Source organism: Massilia sp. BKSP1R2A-1 (assembly GCF_050586525.1).
Lineage (GTDB): Bacteria > Pseudomonadota > Gammaproteobacteria > Burkholderiales > Burkholderiaceae_D > Telluria.
This window is the reverse complement of sequence record NZ_JBOBRE010000009.1, coordinates 119,249-137,623: the sequence shown is the minus strand read 5'-3', so window position 1 is coordinate 137,623 and position 18,375 is coordinate 119,249. Positions and strand designations below refer to the sequence as shown.

General features: G+C 65.9%; 20 protein-coding genes. 3 read left to right on the top strand and 17 right to left on the bottom strand.

Annotated features, from left to right (window positions below):
- Positions 1 to 7: 7 nt before the first annotated feature.
- The 14 genes from ACQ7JA_RS15445 to ACQ7JA_RS15380 all read right to left on the bottom strand — a co-directional run bounded on the left by ACQ7JA_RS15445 (position 8) and on the right by ACQ7JA_RS15380 (position 12,858).
- Positions 8 to 370 (bottom strand): hypothetical protein, encoded by a 363-nt coding sequence (locus ACQ7JA_RS15445; RefSeq protein WP_430899227.1) that lies wholly within the window; start codon positions 368 to 370, stop codon positions 8 to 10.
- Complete coding sequence (locus ACQ7JA_RS15440) at positions 367 to 1,086, bottom strand: hypothetical protein (protein ID WP_430899225.1); 720 nt, start codon at positions 1,084 to 1,086, stop codon at positions 367 to 369. Before ACQ7JA_RS15440 ends, ACQ7JA_RS15445 begins: the two co-directional genes overlap by 4 nt.
- The gene (locus ACQ7JA_RS15435) at positions 1,083 to 1,745 is read right to left on the bottom strand and encodes a PilN domain-containing protein (protein ID WP_430899223.1); all 663 of its coding nucleotides are present in this window, start codon (positions 1,743 to 1,745) and stop codon (positions 1,083 to 1,085) included. The genes ACQ7JA_RS15440 and ACQ7JA_RS15435 overlap by 4 nt, the downstream gene beginning before the upstream one ends.
- Positions 1,742 to 2,680 carry a type IV pilus biogenesis protein PilM gene (pilM, locus tag ACQ7JA_RS15430; RefSeq protein WP_430899221.1) on the bottom strand — a complete coding sequence of 313 codons (939 nt, stop codon included), beginning with the start codon at positions 2,678 to 2,680 and terminating at the stop codon, positions 1,742 to 1,744. The genes ACQ7JA_RS15435 and pilM overlap by 4 nt, the downstream gene beginning before the upstream one ends.
- Positions 2,681 to 2,825: 145 nt before the next feature.
- On the bottom strand, positions 2,826 to 5,873 hold the full coding sequence (locus tag ACQ7JA_RS15425; RefSeq protein WP_430899219.1) for a DUF6701 domain-containing protein: 3,048 nt from the start codon (positions 5,871 to 5,873) through the stop codon (positions 2,826 to 2,828).
- Entirely contained in the window at positions 5,870 to 6,337 is a 468-nt protein-coding gene (locus ACQ7JA_RS15420) for a pilus assembly PilX family protein (protein ID WP_430899217.1), read from the bottom strand. Before ACQ7JA_RS15420 ends, ACQ7JA_RS15425 begins: the two co-directional genes overlap by 4 nt.
- Before the next feature lie 5 nt (positions 6,338 to 6,342).
- Entirely contained in the window at positions 6,343 to 7,227 is an 885-nt protein-coding gene (locus tag ACQ7JA_RS15415; RefSeq protein ID WP_430899215.1) for a prepilin-type N-terminal cleavage/methylation domain-containing protein, read from the bottom strand.
- Positions 7,224 to 7,808, bottom strand: coding sequence for a type IV pilus modification PilV family protein (locus ACQ7JA_RS15410; RefSeq protein ID WP_430899213.1), 585 nt, complete (start codon positions 7,806 to 7,808; stop codon positions 7,224 to 7,226). The genes ACQ7JA_RS15415 and ACQ7JA_RS15410 overlap by 4 nt, the downstream gene beginning before the upstream one ends.
- A complete protein-coding gene (locus ACQ7JA_RS15405) occupies positions 7,798 to 8,367 on the bottom strand; it encodes a pilus assembly FimT family protein (protein WP_430899211.1) in 570 nt (189 codons plus the stop codon). The genes ACQ7JA_RS15410 and ACQ7JA_RS15405 overlap by 11 nt, the downstream gene beginning before the upstream one ends.
- An 8-nt stretch (positions 8,368 to 8,375) precedes the next feature.
- Positions 8,376 to 8,861 (bottom strand): type II secretion system protein, encoded by a 486-nt coding sequence (locus ACQ7JA_RS15400; protein ID WP_430899209.1) that lies wholly within the window; start codon positions 8,859 to 8,861, stop codon positions 8,376 to 8,378.
- A 37-nt stretch (positions 8,862 to 8,898) separates the two neighbouring features.
- Positions 8,899 to 9,360, bottom strand: coding sequence for a type II secretion system protein (locus tag ACQ7JA_RS15395; protein WP_430899207.1), 462 nt, complete (start codon positions 9,358 to 9,360; stop codon positions 8,899 to 8,901).
- Between the two features lie 44 nt (positions 9,361 to 9,404).
- Positions 9,405 to 9,914, bottom strand: coding sequence for a prepilin-type N-terminal cleavage/methylation domain-containing protein (locus ACQ7JA_RS15390; RefSeq protein ID WP_430899205.1), 510 nt, complete (start codon positions 9,912 to 9,914; stop codon positions 9,405 to 9,407).
- A complete protein-coding gene (locus ACQ7JA_RS15385; RefSeq protein ID WP_430899203.1) occupies positions 9,914 to 11,155 on the bottom strand; it encodes a type II secretion system F family protein in 1,242 nt (413 codons plus the stop codon). Before ACQ7JA_RS15385 ends, ACQ7JA_RS15390 begins: the two co-directional genes overlap by 1 nt.
- Entirely contained in the window at positions 11,155 to 12,858 is a 1,704-nt protein-coding gene (locus ACQ7JA_RS15380; protein WP_430899201.1) for a GspE/PulE family protein, read from the bottom strand. Before ACQ7JA_RS15380 ends, ACQ7JA_RS15385 begins: the two co-directional genes overlap by 1 nt.
- 165 nt (positions 12,859 to 13,023) lie before the next feature.
- Here ACQ7JA_RS15380 and ACQ7JA_RS15375 point away from each other — a divergent pair, with 165 nt between their 5' ends.
- The 3 genes from ACQ7JA_RS15375 (at position 13,024) to ACQ7JA_RS15365 (ending at position 16,132) form a co-directional block, all read left to right on the top strand.
- Positions 13,024 to 13,725: a histidine phosphatase family protein gene (locus tag ACQ7JA_RS15375; protein WP_430899199.1), complete on the top strand. Its 702-nt coding sequence runs from the start codon at positions 13,024 to 13,026 to the stop codon at positions 13,723 to 13,725.
- A gap of 83 nt (positions 13,726 to 13,808) precedes the next feature.
- The gene (locus ACQ7JA_RS15370; protein WP_430899197.1) at positions 13,809 to 14,873 is read left to right on the top strand and encodes a phosphotransferase; all 1,065 of its coding nucleotides are present in this window, start codon (positions 13,809 to 13,811) and stop codon (positions 14,871 to 14,873) included.
- A 26-nt stretch (positions 14,874 to 14,899) separates the two neighbouring features.
- Positions 14,900 to 16,132 carry an acyl-CoA dehydrogenase family protein gene (locus ACQ7JA_RS15365; RefSeq protein ID WP_430899195.1) on the top strand — a complete coding sequence of 411 codons (1,233 nt, stop codon included), beginning with the start codon at positions 14,900 to 14,902 and terminating at the stop codon, positions 16,130 to 16,132.
- 173 nt (positions 16,133 to 16,305) lie between these two features.
- Here the strand turns inward: ACQ7JA_RS15365 and ACQ7JA_RS15360 are convergent, their stop codons facing one another.
- From ACQ7JA_RS15360 to ACQ7JA_RS15350, 3 genes are read right to left on the bottom strand one after another with little or no spacing between them, the layout of a single operon-like run.
- Positions 16,306 to 16,761, bottom strand: a complete 456-nt coding sequence (locus ACQ7JA_RS15360; RefSeq protein ID WP_430899193.1) for a MaoC family dehydratase — start codon at positions 16,759 to 16,761, stop codon at positions 16,306 to 16,308.
- Positions 16,754 to 17,230, bottom strand: a complete 477-nt coding sequence (locus tag ACQ7JA_RS15355; protein ID WP_430899191.1) for a MaoC family dehydratase — start codon at positions 17,228 to 17,230, stop codon at positions 16,754 to 16,756. The genes ACQ7JA_RS15360 and ACQ7JA_RS15355 overlap by 8 nt, the downstream gene beginning before the upstream one ends.
- The gene (locus tag ACQ7JA_RS15350) at positions 17,227 to 18,366 is read right to left on the bottom strand and encodes an acyl-CoA dehydrogenase family protein (protein ID WP_430899189.1); all 1,140 of its coding nucleotides are present in this window, start codon (positions 18,364 to 18,366) and stop codon (positions 17,227 to 17,229) included. The genes ACQ7JA_RS15355 and ACQ7JA_RS15350 overlap by 4 nt, the downstream gene beginning before the upstream one ends.
- Positions 18,367 to 18,375 lie beyond the last annotated feature (9 nt).

Genomic DNA, 18,375 nt, shown 5'->3' with positions numbered 1-18,375 from the left:
TCTTGCCTCAGTTGGCGGCCTGGATGCCGGCGCCCGCAATGGGCGGCAGCGGCGCAGGCTCGAGGCGCAGCACCTGGCGTTCGCGTCCGCGTACCAGTTCGACCTCGGTCTGCGTCATGCGCGCCACGCGCGCGCCCTTGTAGTTGTCGCCCAGGCGCACGGTCTCGCCGTCGATCACGGCGACGTGGCGTCCGCCCTGGCGCGGCGAGATCAGCACCGACTGCAGGCGCGGCAAGCCATCGCCCGCGGCCGCGTCGAGGCGCGCCCCCAGCGAAGCCGGAGGACGGGTCGGGTCGAGCAGCGCCTGGGCGCTGGCGGTATGGGCGGTCAGCACGAGGGCTGCCAGGATCGTCGCGTTCAGGATTTTCACAGCTTCATCCAATTCCGGTCCAGGCTCAGGGTATAGAGCGTGAGCGTCAGGCGGGAGGCCGGATATTCCTCCACGTCGAGCTGCGCCTTGCCCCAGAACAGCCGGGTCGGCATCGCTTCGAGCGCGCTCATGTAATTCACCATGTCGAGATAATTGCCGCGCACGGTCACTTCGACGCCGTGGCGGTACAGCATGTCGGGCGCCCTGCCCGCTTCCGCGGCGGGCGCCGGGGTAGCCGGCGGCGTCGCTCCGGCAGCGCCCGCAGTCGCCGCGCGGCCCGAGATCGTCTCCACGGGCAGCGTGCGCATCGAGACCAGCTGCAGACGGCCGTTGGCGCGCAGGATGGCGTCCACCAGCGGCGCCATGCGCTCCGGCGGCACCAGGCCGTGCTCCATCGCCAGCAGCGAATCGGCCAGCTGGGCGCTTTCGCGCTTCACGGATTCGAGGCGGGTGCGCGCGCTAGCATCCGGGTCGTTCTGGTAGGCGGTCACCTTGGCCGCGATCTCGGCGTCGATGCCCATCATATTGTTGCGCTGCTGGTCGATTTGCTCCTGCAGCGCGTCCTGCTGGCGGTAGATCGGCGCCAGCACCAGCTGCTGGCCGGCGAAGCCGACCACGGCCACCGCGGCCGCGAACACCAGCGCGCGCTCGCGCAGGGACAGCGCATCCACGCGCGCGGCCAGCCCGGTCAGGCGTTGTTTCAGGGCCGCGCTCATGGACGCACCTCGGCCCTGGTCTCCGGTACCGACTGCAGGCTGAACTCGACGTAGGGCGCGGCGCTCTTGACCGGCTTGCCGTCCGCTCCCTGGCTCTGCACCGGCTCGGCCTGGCCGATCTGCAGACTGGAGAAGGATTTACCCTGCAGCAGCGGTTCCTGGGTCAGGCGGCCGATATAGCCGGGCACCAGGGCCGGATCCGTCGTGCGGCCCTTGAGGCCGATGTCCTTGCCGGCGACGCTCACGGAAGTGAGCCACAGGCCCGGCACGCTCTGGCGCGCAAAGGCCTTGAAGTAGCCGGCGAAACCGGTGCTGTCGCCCAGCTCGCCGCGTTCGAGCACGCCGGACACGTGGCGCAGCGCCGCCAGCTGGGCGTCGGCCTCCCCCAGCTGCGTTTCCAGTTCCGTCGATTTCACGCGCGGCGCGAATTCCGCATTCACCGACGCAAGGCGGGCCTGCTTGCGGGCCAGCTGGCTCGCGCCCTGGTTCGCTTCCTCGCGCAGGCGTGCGGTATGGGCATTGGCCATCACGGCAAGCCCCGCGATGCCGGCGATGAGCACCAGCACGGCCACGCCCATCGTCGGCGCCGTGAGGACCTGCTTCTGCGGCTGGAAGGCCGGGTTGAAGAGATTGATCTGCTGGCGGATCGGCTGGCTCATGCCGCCACCTCCGTGCGCAGCGCGGCGCCCAGCGGCAGGAAGAAGCGCCCTTGCATGGCCTTGTCAAGCAGCTCGGGGGTGCGGCTGAAGTCGAACACGCTTGCCAGGTCGATCGACTCGACCGGCATGTAGAGATTGCTCGACAGGTACTCGTCGAGGCCGCTCACCTCGGACGGCGCCAGCACCAGCTTGGACACGCTGATGAAGGAGAACTGGCGCTCGAAGTGGTCGAGCGAGCGCTGCAGCTCCAGGGTGATGCGGTCGAATGCCGCGTGCTTGCGGTCGTGGTCCGGATCGAGCAGCAGGTCGAGGCTGACGTCGACCCGGCGCGACAGATAGAGTTCGCCGCGGAAGGACACCGTCAGCAGGCCGCCGTCGAGGCCGAAGGACAGCATGGCAACGCCGCGGCCTTCCGGCTCCAGCATGGCCGAAATGTTGCGCTGTGCCATTTCAGGGATGTCGATGACGCTCAGGTCGACCTTGGCATCGAGGAAGAGTTGCTGGCGCGGCTTGATGACGCTGTTGCGCGCCGCGACCGCGAACACCGACTGCTGGGCGCGCGCGCCCGAGCCGGCATCGACCGGGATCTCGAGCACGTCCACGGTGGCGTCGTCGACCGGGAAATCGAGGATGTCCTTCAAACGCCAGCGGATCGCCGTGCGCAGCTCTTCCTTCGGCACATTGGGCGCTTCGACACTGATGAGCTGGTACTCGCCGGCCCCGAGCAGGGTCGCGCAGCGGAAGGCGTTCGCATGGCCCTCGCGGCCGGCCTTTTCCAGCACGCCCGCTTCAAGCTGGCCCGGCAGGAAATGTGCGAAGCGCACGAAGGGCTTGCCTTCGGGTCCACGCTTGACGCTGGTGGCGGCCACGCCGTCACGCTGGACGGCGATGGTCAGCCACCCATCTTTTTTCCTGGCTTTCTTAAAAAAACGCATCGAACGAGCTAGGTCCTGTCGGCGGAAGAATGATCGGATCCTGCAAAGTCTTGATTATAGTCAAGACGCGGTGGTCCGAACGAAAAATTGCCTGATTACTCAGAAAAAATGACGGGTTTATCGACGTTCTTATAATTTTCCGTTGTCAGTAGACTTCACGGATGTAGATCACGGGGCTGCGGTAGGCGCCGATCGTGATCTGGCCGTACATGCTCGGCAACCATGCTGGACTGTTCATCTTGATACGGAAGCTACCGTAGCGCCCTGCACCCAAGGGGGCGAGCATGAAGCGGGTGCCGCCGGATGCCAGTTCCAAGTTCCCGGGATTCGAGGTCTTCACCATATTCGTGTCGCAGCTCATCGCGCCATTCGCGCCCATGACGCTGAGCCGGTTCGGGCAGCCACTGAACGTCGCCTGTGTGGTCTTGAGCAGGTCGGACGATTTCAGGGAAGTGTTGTTTTCCCAGCTCTTGCCGGTCCAGTACTGCGCGCGCATCGGGATCGGCGTCTTGAGAAGCTCAGAGCCGATCACGTTGTCGATCGCCAGTCGGCCATTGATGACCATGATGCCCCCCTCTTCCGACTCGCCGACCTCGGACTGCACCGAACTGATGGAGAGTTTCGTCCCCATCCGGCTGTCCTCGGCCGTGGCGCGCAGGTAGACGGCGGTCGGCGCCGCCCATCCGGTCTTGGCCGCGTCCGCGTTGAAAGAACTCCCCAGGCCGAACTGCACCGAGCGCGAGGTGGTCGCGGCGGGCGTGTCGACCAGGCCGGGCGCGAACCTGGTGCCGAAGGGCAGCCCGGTGCCGGGCGCATCGACCGCGGTCAGCGTCAGCTTCGGGACCAGGCTGGGGTACAGCGCCGTGTCGAAATTCTTGAGCTCGCTACCGTTCTCGTCGAGCGCGGTGATTTTCACATTGAAAGGCTGCATCGAATACACGGCCTCATCGATCCTGTCCAGACCGACCGATGGGCAGCTCATACGCGGCAAGCAGTCGAAACCCTGCCCGGGATCGGTCTTGAACGCGGCCGGATAGAATCGCCCCACGTCCTGGGTGCCGACTGCCGCCGGTTTCTCGCCGAGGTAGTCGTCCAGCGAGACTAGAAGGTTGAAACTACCCACATCGCTCCAGGAGAAGTCGGTGCCAATAAACGCTCCGCTGGTCGCATAGGCGCCCTCAAGGTTGGCCAAGGTCGCCTCGCCCGCTCCAGCGTATGCATCAAGCCGCTTGATAGTGTGCCGTAGTGCAGGGCGTCCGGTGCCGGTCTCCTTTCCGAAGCTGGGCAGCGACGTGCCAGTGCTGCTCATGGCGTCGACCTGAATCGTGAATCGCTCGCCAGAGCGCGCGAAAGCGGGCTTTGCCAGGCCGATCGCACCGGGATTCACTGCGCCGTCCGCATTCTTGATGGTCAGCTTGAGCGAGGCGGGCATCGAGACGAACTGGGTAGCGCTGCGGATGCTGGTGCTTGCAGTGCCGCTGGTGCTCAGGTAGAGCTTCACCGAGCCGGCGTCCAGGTAGCTGAATCCATACTCGACAGAAGCGGCGGTGCCGGCGAACGTCACGGGGAAGCTCGACCAGATTGCGCTGTCGGACGTGGCCGATGCCGCCACCGTCGGGTCGGAGGCGCACACGGGCAAGACCTGGACGGCTGTCGGCTGGGAGGCTGCGAAGGCTGTCGGCTTCACCTGGCCCGGGCCGGCCGGATTGACGCAGCCCGTTGCCGCAAACAGCGTTACCGTCTTGTTCGGCGCAAACGCTTTGTTGGTGGCATCGATGGCCGTCACGAAGATCTTTGCCACGTTGCCTGCCACGACAGGGCCATCGAACAGCGGACAACCGATGTCGGTGCCGACCAGTTCTCCCACCTTGCACGCCTGTGTCGTATAGACGTAGGAGCCGGCAGCGGCGGAACCGACGGTGCCCGTCTCGCTGCGCAGGTTGTTATCGGACACCGGGTCATTGTTGCCAATCACCGTCACGCTCGTCGTCTTGCTCCCGGTCGCGTTGCTGGCCACCGTCGCCCTAAGCGTCAGCATCGTTTTCGCCCCCACCGCCAGTTCACCTGTATAGGTGCAGGCGGCCGTCGTGCCGGATCCGGAGCAGTTCCAGTTGCTGCCGCTGAAGGCGTTGTAGCTCAGGCCCGCCGGCAACGTCAGATTGACCTTGAACGGACCTTTCTCGATGCCAGGTCCGTTGTTGGTGACAGTCGCCGTGTAGGTGGCGACCGCGCCGGGACGCAGATCGGTGGTGCGCACCAGATCGACGGCCAGGTCGGCCGCCGGCGTATTCGGCACGGCAAGCAGCGCGGCATTGAGCATCACCAGGTCGCCGCCGGTGCGGAACAGCGCCGAGACCGAGGTCAGCCCCGCCGGCCAGCCGCTCATGCTGTACGCGTCGAAGTCGATGCCGAGCGAGTTGGTATCGGCGTTGACGCTGCTCTTCGAGTTGAAGTTGTTGCCGGAGGGACCGTAGGTCGACTGCGTCAGCGAAAAGTTATAGAAGGTCAGCGATTCACCGTTCTGCGCAATGTCCGAGTCGCCTTCCCATACCAGGTGACCGAATCGGCCAATTGAGGACGAGGAAACGTTGTCGGGCACACGGAAATTGGCCATGTCCAGGCGCACCTCGCTGTTGAGCATGGCACGAAAACCCTCGTACAGGTTGAGTGTCCGGTAGGTTTCGTTCGTATTCGAATACACGACGACCAGCGCATAGCCGCCCAGCACCGCACTGCGGTCGCACCAGGGACTGCCGTTCGACACGCGCAGGCCGGAGAAGGTATAGGTACCGCCGCCCTTGAGCTTGACGATGTCGGTCACATCCGCCGCCGCCGAAAAATAGTTGAAGCCGCCGCCGATCGTCGCCGACGTATAGATGCGGCTGCTCGGGGCGGTCACGGTCTTGCTGTTGAGGATCACGCTCGAGTCGGCGGCGCCGGAGCCGGCCCAATACAGCTGCGCCGACACGACGGTCGCCCCCGACGGCAAGGTCAGGCTGGCGCTTTGCCCGACCTTCTCGCCGTAGACACTGCACGGGCTGGCATTATTGCTGCGGTCGCGAATCGTCACCTGCGTGCCGGCGAAGTTCACGGTACCGGTAAAGCTCTTGTACAAGTACATGGCCGTGTCGGCGCGCGCCGGCACGGCGGCGAGCAGGACCAGCACCCACAGAACCAGCAGGACCTTCTTCATACCTGCACCTGCAGGCGGCGCTGGACGAAGTCGGGGCTGGCGCCGGCCTGGCCGTCGCAACGGCCGCCGCTCGGCTGGTTGCAGGCGACCGACTCGATGCGCCAGCGCGTGGTGTTGGCATTGCTGCCGTCGGCGTCCGGCGGCCCGCTGATCGCGGTACAGGTGACCGTCACCGTGAAGTTGCCGAGCACGCTGTCGAGCGGCAGGGCAAACGAGGTGCTGGCGCAGTTATTGTTGCGCAGCTGCTGGAACAGGCCCCATTCGATGCCCGCCCGCGCCGCCTGGTAGGCGCGCGCGCCGTCGAGGTCCAGGCTGGATCCGGCCTGCTGCGCGGTGAAGATGCGCACGGCCGCGACACCCAGGCCCGCCAGGACGACCAGCAGGAAGACCGCGGTGATCAGGCCGATGCCGGCGCTGCGCAGCAGGCGGCGCGGGTGGAAGGAAGAACGGACGGTGGCGGACATGGCGTTCACGGAGTGTTGTCGACGTGGACCTGGTGCACCAGGTTCACCACGCCCTGGCCGCCGCGCGGACGCAACGACAGGTTGAGGATGACGAGCGCACTGGCGCGGGTGGCGGCTGTCCCGTACTGGAATATGTTGTTGCAGCTGTCCACGCGGCTCGCGATGACCGCCTGGCGCGGGCTCCCCTGGGGAGGAAACAGCGGCGCTGCGCTGATGTCGTAGTCCCAGTAGCGCACCAGTCCGAGGCTGCCGTCCTTCAGCGTCGTGCACTGATAGGTGACTGGCGTCGTCACCACCTGGAAGCGGCGGTTCGGCGAGACCATCGTCACATTCTGCATGGCGAAGGCATTGCTCTCGAGGGTAACGATGGGCGTCGGGCTGGCCGGATTCGCGACCGACTCGACCCGTGCGATGTTGGTGTCTGGCCCGCCACTGCGGAATCCATAGGCATCCGAAGGCACGATGCCATCGCCCAGGTTGTACACCACGATGTAGTTGCCGCGCTCGATCGGGCGCATGGTGCCCCCGATGACGGCAAAGCTGCGCTGGGTCGCGTCGTCGAAGTCGAGAGCAGGCAGGCCGGGCACATCGTCGTCGACGGACAGGTAACGCCCGCCGGTCGAGGTGAGCAGGAATTCGATGGCGCTTCCGTCCGCCGCGACGCGCACGCTGTTCGGCAGCGCCAGGCGCAGGTCGCGCGCCATGCGGCGCAGCGCCAGGTCGGCTTCGTCCGAGACCGAAGCGCGTTCGACGCTTTCGGTGTAGCCGATCACGGGCGCGCGGATGAAGACCGCAACGATGCCGGCCACGATGCCGATGATCACGATTACCAGGATCGCCTCGACCAGGGTGAAGCCGCGGCTGGCGCGGCGGCGCACTAGTGGGTTCATGGGAAGTTCGGCGCGTAGCGCGCGCGGAAGCCGTCCAGCACCACCTTCTCGCTGCCGTAGCTGACGGTGACCCGGATACGGAATACGTCGGTGTTGGCGCTGGCGCCGCCCGCACCGATGCCGCCGAGGGCCTGCGGCGTGATCGTCACGCTGGCCGCGTAGCCGCTCACCGGCATCGGGTTGCCGTTGGCGTCGCTCAGCTGGCCGTTCAGATTGAAGGCGGCTGTGGGCGTGTTGGCCGCCGGGACGTAGTCGTTGATGTTGTCGTGCGGACGGCTCGTGCCTTCGGCGCCCCAGTTTTCGGCCAGGCCGCCTGTGCACGCGGCCGAGTTGGCGGCGGTGTCGACGTTGTCGGCGGTCGGCTGGCAGAAGGTGAATTTGGCGAGCTGCACTTCTTCCAGCAGGCCTTCGGCAATCATCAGGGCCTGCTTGCGGCGCAAGGGATCGGCGCTGTTCTTGGTCGTCATCGACAGCACGCCGAGCACCGCCATCACGGCGACGCCGACGATGACGATGAAGATGATCAGTTCGATCAGGGTCACGCCGCCCTGCCCGCGCGCGCCGAAGCGTCTACTGGACATAGCCGGTCTCCTCGGTCACGAAAACGTTCGCAGTATCCCTGCCGCCGCTGATGCTCAGGGCCAGGCCACCCGGGACGTTCCCGGGCAGGACAGGCCGGCCGAGCGCATCGAACATCAGCCAGTCCGGCGACGGCGAGGTGGTCCAGGAGATGCCGGCCGGCTTGCCCAGGCAGTACCAGTTGCCGCTGCCGCACTGGCTGCGGGTCGCGTCGTCCCCGCCGGAGAAGCCGCCGGGAACGGCGACCTGCCTGTCGGCGCCGCATCCGCTCGACGGGATGGCATGGCACAATGAAATGCGGTTTTCCTCGAAGCGCACATAAACGGGGGTGTTGCGCGCGATGGCCGCCTTTTGAGCGTAGCGCAGCATCGCGCGTACCTGCTCGGCGTAAGCGGGGACATCGAAGGCTGCGCGATCGAAGAATCGGCCGGCGCCAACGGCGCCCAGTATGCCAATCAGGATCATCACCACGATCAGCTCGACCATGGTGAAGCCGCGAGCGCGGCGAATCGGGGTGCGGCCGGATGATCCCACCGGCTGGGGAGCGTTCAGGGCTCGCACTGCAGAAGCTAGTTGCAGTTGTAGATAGTCGCGCCTTCGGTGATGAGGGGCGCGCCACCCGAAACAGTAGGTGGTTTGTAACTGACGAAGCAGCGGCCGGCATTGGCGGTGGCAACGCCTTTCGGGCTGACCCTCAACTCGCCCTTATCGGTTTCGAGCTCATAGTCGCTGCTGCTGATTCCAGCCAGTTCGGCAAATTTCCGCGCGTCGGCATCGGTGCCGGAAGCGGGATAGCCGTTGGTCAGCGCGACCTGCACGCCTTCCGACGTGACGTTGGCGGCGGTGGGGTTGATCAGCGCATAGGCATGCGCCATGGCCGCGGCCGAGGTGATGGCGCCCTTGGCGGCCTTGAGGGTGGCGGCCCGGGCGTCTCCGCCCAGGTTCGCGAATTTCGGCAGCGCGGTGGCTGCCAGGATACCGAGGATCACGATCACGACGATCAGTTCGATCAGCGTGAAGCCACCCTGGCGAATGGAGATTGCGCGTCTCAGCATGATTCGTCCAGGGCGCTTGGATCTTCGTCAGGCAAACTTACTTGCAGGAGGTGAACGTGTCGGTATAGGTCGGGGCCTTGCCGGCAGCGGCAGCCGTGTAAGTGAACTGGCAGCTGGCCGGTACGGCTGCACCCTTGGCCTGCACGGTCAGCACGCCAGCGGCATCGGTGATGGAGTAATCGTTGTCGCTCAGACCGGCAACATTGTTTGCGAATGCTTTGACCGCTTTCGGGTAACCGTTGATGATCTCGACGGTCTCGCCTTCGATCGTCACGTTGGCGGTTTCGCTGCCAGCGACCAGGGCCTTGGCACGCACCATCGATGCAGCCGACGAGATCGAACCCTTAGCGGCTTTCAGGCTGGCCAGGCGCGCATCGCCACCCAGGTCAGCAAACTTTGGCAGCGCAGTAGCTGCCAGGATACCCAGGATGACGATCACGACGATCAGTTCGATCAGGGTAAAACCGCCCTGCTGGCCGGCCTTGAAATTCTTGTTCATGTAGCTCTCTCCGTATTAGAAGTAATGGTGCGGAAACCCGCGTTCTAGTGATCAGTGGATGCAGGCTTCCCGATGACCTGGGCCAGCATGAGTCCTTGTTCAGCCTCCCTCCGTTGACCAGTATTGGCCGGATCGGGCTCGCGCAATAATTCTACCTTGAACTTCAGCAATTTCGGTATCTCTGAGGAAAAAGTGTCGCTATGCTGCACAAAATTGACGGTACGATCAGAAGGGTCGAAATACCAATGTCCTTCCTTTACCAGGCCTGCACGCGGCCTGTAATACTCGCCCTGGTAATTCCTCGGCAAGCGCTCCAGCCAGCTAAAGGGGTTTTCTCGCTGCAGACCGTTCAGCGCGGCGTCGCCACCTGCCGCACTGAGGCGCGCCGCACGGACCGCCATGGCGGTGCGCATTGCGCCGACGAGCCCCTGTACCGCTACGCGTTCGGACTCGCGCTGGTACTCCCCGAGGCGCACGAGCAGGGCCCCGGCGAGCAAGGCGCACAACGACATGCATACCGCGAATTCCAGCAGCGTGAATCCGCGTGGCTTCATCACTTCCCTCCATGCAGTGCCGCCTTGCCCAGGTCCCAGATCGGCAGGAAGATACCGAGCGCCAGGATCAGGACCATCACACCCAGGAAGGTGATCAGGATCGGCTCGATCTGGCTCGACAGAGTCTTGAGCTCGTAATCCACCTCGCGCTCGTACATCTGCGCGATCTCATCCATCAGTTCGTCCAGCGAACCCGATTCCTCGCCCACGGCGATCATCTGCAGCACGATGGGCGTGAACACACTGGCCGCGATCGAGGTCCGCAGGATGCTCTCCCCGCGCTCCACACCGTCGCGCATCTGCTCGATGCGCATGCTCAGGTAAGCATTGTCGGCCGTCTGCGAGACGACCGTCAGCGCCTGCACGATCGGCACCCCGCTGCGCATCGACAGCGAGAAACTGCGCGCGAAACGCGCCATCGTGGCTTTATGGATGATCTTGCCCGCGATCGGCAGTCGCAGCTTGTAGCGGTCCCAGGCCAGGCGTCCCTTGACGGTGCCGGTCCACTGGATGAAGCCGGCCACCGCGGCCGCCGCCATGCCCGCCATCAGCGGCCAGTAATCGACCGTGAACTTCGAGGTCCCGATCAGGATGCGCGTCATCAGGGGCAGCTCGGCGCCGAACTGCTTGAACACCGAGCTGAAACTCGGGATGACGAACATGTTCACGATCACCATCGCGATGATCATGGCGACGATGACGAAGCTCGGGTAGCGCAGCGCGGTTTTCACCCGCTCGCGCATGTCGCGGTCGAATTCCAGGTGATCGAACAGGCGCAGGAAGACTTCTTCCAGGCGGCCGGTCATCTCGCCCACCTTCACCATCGACAGGTAGAAGGTATTGAAGACCAGCGGATGCCGCGCCATCGCGACGGACAGTTCGCGGCCCGAGTCGAGCGATTCACGCAGGTCCTTGATCACCCTGGCGAAGGACTTGTTGATCGCCGACTCCTGCAGGCCGGCCAGGCCGCGCATGATCGGCACGCCGGACTTGAGCAGGGTGTAGATCTGGCGGCTGAAGAGCTGCACGTCCATCGACGTGACCTTCTTCGTCGTCAGGCGCGCCCACAGGCCCTCGTCCCCATCCCTGGAGGCCGGTCCCTTCTTGCTGGGACTGATCTCGATGGGCGTGGCGCCGCTGCCGAACAGCTGGTCGGCGATCGCGCCACTGTCGACCCCTTCGAGGATCCCGGTGAGCAGCTCGCCGCGCGCATTGCGCGCCTTGTAGGCAAAGTAAGGCATCAGTCGTCGAGCTGGTTACTGATGCGCATGGCTTCAGAGATGGTGGTACGGCCCTGCACCGCCAGGCTGACGCCGTGGCGGCGCAAGGTCTCGCCCTCCATCTCGGCATGCGCCACCTTCAGGAAGTGCGAGGGGTCCGGGTGGTTCGCCGCCTCGGTGACGGCGCGCGTCATCTCGAGCAGTTCATAGACGCCGGTACGGCCGCGGTAGCCGGTGCCGTTGCAGTGCGAGCAGCCCTTCCCGTGGAAGAACTGGGTCGATACGGCGCGCTCGCCGAGTTCCTGCAGTACCCAGGTCAGCTCGGCCGGGGTCGGCTTGTAGGGACTGGTGCAGCTCTCGCAGATCACGCGCACCAGGCGCTGGGCCAGCACGGCCTGCAAGGAGCCGCCCACCATGTAGCGCGGCACGCCCATGTCCATCAGGCGCAGCGGAGTCGAGGCGGCGGAGTTGGTGTGCAGGGTCGAGAGCACCAGGTGACCGGTCATCGCGGCGCGCAGGCCGATCTGGGCGGTTTCCTGGTCACGCATCTCGCCGACCAGCACGATGTCCGGGTCCTGACGCAGTGCAGAGCGCAGCACGCGGGCAAAGCTCAGGTCGATCTTGTCGTTCACCTGCACCTGGTTGATGCCGGGCAGGCGGTATTCGACCGGGTCCTCGACGGTGATGAGCTTCTTTTCGACCGAGTTCAGTTCGGACAGCGCGCTGTAGAGCGTCGTGGTCTTGCCGCTACCCGTGGGGCCGGTCACCAGCACCAGGCCGTTGGGACGCTGGACGATCGCGCGGAAGCGCTCGACGATGCGCGGCGGCATGCCGATCGCATCGAGGCGCAGGTTCATGCCGACCTGGCTCAGGAGACGCATGACCACCGACTCGCCGTACTGGGTCGGCATGGTCGAGATACGCACGTCGATGCGCTGGTTGCGCACTTTCACGGCGAAGCGGCCGTCCTGCGGCAGGCGCTTTTCCGAGATATCGAGGTCGGCCATCAGCTTCAGGCGCAGCGCCAGAGGCGTCGCAACCTTGATGTCGGCCTCGGTCTGCAGGTGCAGCACGCCGTCGATGCGGAAGCGGATCGCCAGGCGACCGTCCTGCGGCTCGATGTGGATGTCCGACGCCCGTACCTGGGCCGCGTCGTCGAACACCGACTGCAGCAGCTTGACGATCGGCGCCTCTTCCAGGCCCGGGTTGGCGGCCAGGGCGCCGAAGTCGATCGAGGTGTCGCCCAGGTCCTGCTCGACCTCGCGCGCGAAGTCGGTGATCTGCTCGGTGCGGCGGTAGATGCGGTCGATGGCCGCCAGCACCTCGGTCTCGTTGACCACGGCCAGCTCCACGCCCTTTTTCAGCAAGCGCGCGATCTCGTCGTAGGCGAACAGGTCGGTCGGGTCGGACACGCCCACCAGCATGGTCTCGCGGCGGTCTTCCAGCACCAGCGCGCGGAAGCGCCGCGCGGCCGTTTCCGGCAGCAGGCGCACGAGTTCCGCGTTGATGTTATAGAACTTGAGGGTGATGTAGGGGATGTTCAGCTGGCGTGCCAGCGCGCCCGAGATCTGCTCCTCGGTGACGAAGCCGCTCTCGACGAAGACACGGCCCAGCTTGCGCCCGGTGCGCTTCTGGTCCGCCAGCGCCTGGTTGAGCTGGTCTTCGGACAGCAGCTTCTGCGAGATCAGCACCTCACCGAGGCGAATTTTTTCCGGCCTTGCCATGAACATCCCTTTTGGTTATATCTTGCAGTAAACATTTTATGCCAGAAACCAGGGAAATTGACGGTGGGAATTAGCTCTTCATAGGCAAAGTGTCGCCGTTTCGCCTCGACGAAATGGCATCGCGGTGTAAGATGGGCAAGGCTTCCCTTAGAACCAAGGATTTCGATGAGCGAACCGGCACAGCGCCGCCGCGTCTACCTGATGCGGCACGGCTCCGTCACCTACTTCGACGAGAGCGGCAAACCTTTCCTGCCCGAGACCGTCCCCCTGAACGAAGATGGCCGCGCCCAGGCCGATGCCGCGGGCCACGCCTTCCGCGACGCCGGCGTGCGCTTCGACCGCGTCATCGTGTCCGGCCTGCCGCGCACCAGCGAGACGGCGCAGCGCGTGCTGCAGGCAAGCGGCCAGGCGATCGAAGCGGAGGTATGGCCGGAACTGCACGAGATCCGCGGCGGGCGCCTGTCCAGCATCCCTTCCAACGAGCTGCGGCGCGCCTTCACCGGCGCCTTCGAGGGCATGGTCGACGAGGACCAGCGCTTCCTTGGCGGCGAATCGGTGGGTGCGATGATGGACCGCGTCCACCCCGCCGTCGCGCGCCTGCGGGCCCAGCAGGACTGGGACACGGTGCTGCTGGTCCTGCACGGCGGCGTCAACTGCGCGATTCTGTCCCTGGCCCTCACCGGGCAGCGCCTCTTCCTGGGCGGCCTGTCGCAGGCTGCCGGCTGCATCAATGCGCTCGACGTGGGCGATGAGCCTGCCGACTGGGTGGTCCGCTTCGTCAACTACGTCCCGCCCGGCCCGCTGCAGCCGGGCGCGCGCACCACGACGATGGAACAGTTGTTCGAGCAATACCGCCGGGGCCGCTGATTTTTTCCCTGAAAATAGCACGCCCGTACATTTTTTGACGGGTTCGGGCTAGAATGAAGAACAAACACAAGAACGGAGACCCCATGTACGAGGAAATGATGGGCACCAAGCCCGTGTCCGAACGCCAGCGCTTCGATATGGATGCGCTCGGCGCCTGGTTGTCCGCCAACGTGGACGGCTTCCCGGGCGGCCCGATCCAGGTCGAACAGTTTAAGGGAGGCCAATCGAACCCCACCTTCAAGTTGAGCGCGGGCGAGCAGCGCTATGTGCTGCGCACCAAGCCTGGTCCCGCGGCCAAGCTGCTGCCCTCGGCCCACGCCATCGACCGCGAATACCGCGTCATGAACGCCCTGCACGGCGCCGGCTTCCCGGTGCCGCGCCAGCTGGCCCTGTGCCTGGACGAGGCGATCATCGGCCGCGCCTTTTTCCTGATGGAGTTCATCGAGGGCCGGGTGCTGTGGGACCAGTCCCTGCCCGGCATGACCCCAAGCGAACGCGCCGCCATCTACGACGAGCAGAACCGCGTCATCGCCCAGCTGCACACGGTGGACTACGCGGCGATCGGCCTGGGCGACTACGGCAAGCCCGGCAACTACTTTGCCCGCCAGATCGAGCGCTGGACCAAGCAGTACCAGGCTTCCGCAACCGAACCGATCGAGGCCATGGACCGCCTGATCGAATGGCTGCCGCAGCACATCCCGCCGGGTGACGACACCAGCATCGTGCATGGCGACTACCGCCTCGACAACATGATCTTCCATCCGACCGAGCCGCGCATCCTGGCCGTGCTGGACTGGGAGCTGTCGACGCTGGGCCATCCGGCCGCCGACTTTTCCTACCACTGCATGAGCTGGCACATCCCGCCGGGGCGCTTCCGCGGCATCGCGGGCCTGGACCTGCCGGCGCTCGGCATCCCCTCGATGGAGGACTATGTCGCGCGCTACTGCGAACGGACCGGCAAGACGATCCGCGCCGAGGACTTCGATTTTTATCTCGCCTACAACATGTTCCGCCTGGCCGGCATCATGCAGGGGATCATGAAGCGCTATGTCGACGGCACCGCCTCCAGCGCCCAGGCCCTGGAGAACGGCAAGGCCGCGCGCCCGATGGCCGAGATGGCCTGGGGCTTCGCCTCGCGCAACCGCTGACGCACCCTTCACCCAAGGACACGCACATGGATTTCGCCTATTCGGAGCGTTGCAGGGAACTGCAAGCGCGCCTGCTCGCCTTCATGGACGAGCACATTTACCCCAACGAACGCGCCTTCAATGAGGAGATCGCGGCCAATGCACGCGACAAGGGCACGCGCTGGCTGCCCCTGGCGCTGATCGAGCGTCTGAAACCGCTGGCCCGCGAAGCCGGCCTCTGGAACCTGTTCCTGCCGAAGTCGGCCAGGGCCCCCGAGGGCCTGTCCAACCTCGACTATGCGCCGCTGTGCGAGATCATGGGCCGCGTGCCGTGGGCGCCCGAGGTCTTCAACTGCTCGGCGCCGGACACGGGGAATATGGAAACCCTGGAGCGCTACGCTTCCGAGGAGATCAAGAACACCTGGCTCGAGCCGCTGCTGAGCGGCGAGATCCGCTCGGCCTTCGCGATGACCGAGCCGGACGTGGCATCGTCGGACGCGACCAATATCGCCACCCGCATCGAGCGCATGGGTGACGACTACATCATCAACGGCCACAAATGGTGGATCTCGGGCGCCGGCGACCCGCGCTGCAAGGTCTTCATCGTGATGGGCAAGACCGATCCAGACGCGGCCCGCCACCAGCAGCAGTCGATGATCGTGGTCCCCGCCGACACGCCCGGCATCACCATCGTGCGTCCCCTGCCCGTCTTCGGCTACGACGACGCGCCGCATGGCCACTGCGAGATCCTGTTCGAGAACGTGCGCGTGCCCGCCGCGAACCTGCTGCTGGGCGAAGGCCGCGGCTTCGAGATCGCGCAGGGACGCCTGGGGCCGGGCCGCATCCACCACTGCATGCGCGCCATCGGCGTGGCAGAACGGGCGCTGGAACTGATGTGCCGGCGCCTCGACAGCCGCGTCGCCTTCGGACGAAAGATCTCGGAACAGGGCGTGTGGCGCGAGCGCATCGCCCAAGCGCGCATCCGCATCGACACGGCCCGCCTGCTGACCCTGAAAACCGCCTATATGATGGACACGGTCGGCAACAAGCACGCCCAGGCCGAGATCGCGATGATCAAGGTGCTGGCGCCGACCGTGGCGCAGGACGTGCTGGACTGGGCGATCCAGGCCCACGGCGCGGCGGGCGTGTCCGAGGACTTCCCGCTCGCCTACCAGTGGGCCGGCAACCGCACCCTGCGCCTGGCCGACGGCCCGGACGAGGTGCATCGCAATGCGATTGCCAAGCTGGAGCTGGCGAAGTACGCACCAGCGAAAGGCTGAGGGATCCGTTGGGTGGGCGGCTCCACCCTTCGCTGCGATCCGCCAGCTGACCGGAGGCCGCCCACGCGTTCAACGCGTTTGCGAGCAGACAGAACGACTATTCTCGGGCCGGTTGAACGCGTGGGCGGCGTCAGATGCGCGAATACCCGGGCCGCCGAGTACAGCCGCCCACCCTACACATACGCGCGGACGAGGAAGTCGGCAACACACACGGGCTTGCCGCCTCCTTCGCTCTCCACCGTCACCGCCCACGTGAGCTGGACGCCGCCCTCGATCGGCTCGGCCGCCGCCAGGGTCCAGCGTCCGCGCACTCGGGTGCCCGCCGGCAGCGGCGCGGGAAAGCGGACCTTGTTCAGTCCGTAGTTCAGACCCATGCGCATGCCCTCGATCAGGATCGCGTTCTCGAGCATGGCGGGCAGCAGCGACAGCGTCAGGAAACCGTGCGCAACGGGCGCCCCGAACGGCGACTCGCGCGCGCAGCGCTCGGGGTCGACGTGGATCCACTGGCGGTCCTCGGTGGCGTCGGCGAACCCGCCTATGCGCGCCTGGTCGACCAGGAACCAGTCGGAGACGGCGATCTCCTGGCCCACCAGCCCGGGCAGCTTGTCGAAGGGCAGGCGCTCAGGCATTGCCGCCTCCCTGTGGCCTCCGGCCGAACATGCCCATGCCCTCGATGGTGCAGATCTCTTCGCCGTGCTGGTTGCTCGCCACCCACTTGGACCACACGACACCGCGGTCCGGCTTCGAGTTCGAGGCCTTGACCCCTGTCGTCAGGTAGCGCACCCGGAGCGTGTCGCCGGCGCGCAGGGGTTTCAGCCAGCGCACGCCCTCAAGGCCGGGCGAACCCATGCTCGAGGCGCTGCACATCAGGCCGTCGACGACCATGCGCATCATCATGCTGCAGGTATGCCAGCCACTGGCGATCACGCCGCCGTAGATCGAGGCTTCAGCCGCCGCGCGGTCGACGTGGAAGGGCTGAGGATCGAACGCGCGGGCGAAGGCGATGATTTCTTCCTCGCTCACGGTGCGCGCGCCGAGGTCGATCTCCTGGCCGACGAAGAAGTCCTCGAAGTAAAAGTGCTTGCGTTCTTCCTTCACGCCGCCCCCTGGAAGCCTGGGGCGGCGATGAAGCGCGCCAGGTGGTGATCGCGGTCGCCCAGGGTGAGTTCGATCATCGACAGGCGCTTGAAGTAGTGGGCGGCCGCGAGTTCGTCGGTGACGCCCATGCCGCCATGCAGCTGCACCGCCTGCTGGCCGATGAAGCGGGCCGCCTGGCCCACCCGGTACTTGGCGGCGGAGACCACGCGGCGGCGCTCGTCCCCGTCGTCGCCATCGAGCTTGACGGCCGCCAGTAGCGCCATCGAGCGCGCCTGCTCCAGGTGGATGTACATGTCGGCCATGCGGTGCTGCAGGGCCTGGAACTTGCCGATCGGGACGCCGAACTGCTGGCGCGTCTTGAGGTAGTCGAGGGTGGCGTCGAACAGCGCTTCCATCGCGCCGAGCGCCTCGGCGCACAAGAGGCCCGCGCCATAGTCCGCGCCCGCTTCGAGGATGTTCCAGCCGTTGCCGGCCTGGCCGAGCAGCGCCGCAGCCGGCACTTCGACCCCATCGAAGCGCACGTCGGCGGCGCGCAGGCCGTCCAGGGTGCGGTAGCCGCTCACGTGCACGCCGGGGGTATCGCGCGGCAGCACGAACAGGCTGATGCCCGCCTCCTCGCACTGCCCGCCGCTGCTGCGCGCGGACACGATCAGCACATCGGCTTCGGCGCCATGGATGACGGCCTTCTTCTCGCCGCTCAGGCGCCAGCCCCCGCCACTCGCTTCGGCGCGGGTCGCGATGTCGCGCAGTTCGTGGCGCGACTGGCGCTCTCCCAGCGCGCAGGCCAGCTTCAGTTCGCCCGTGGCCACCTGCTCGAGCAGATCGGCGTGCTTGCCGCCCAGCTTGAGGAAATGGGCGCCGAGCACCGTGGCGAAGTAGGGTTCGACGACCAGGCCGCGGCCCAGTTCGCGCATGACGACGAAGAGGTCGACGGCGCCGCCGTCGAAGCCGCCCTGGGCTTCCGGTACCGGCAAGGCCGTCATGCCCAGTTCGGCGAGGGTCGCCCAGGCCGTGTCGGACACGCCCTTGTCGGAGGCGACGATGGCGCGGCGCTGTTCGAAACCGTAGTCGCGCCCGATCCAGCGCTTGAGCGCGTCGGCGAACTGCTGCTGCTCTTCCTTGTAGTTGAAGTTCATCGTGTCCTC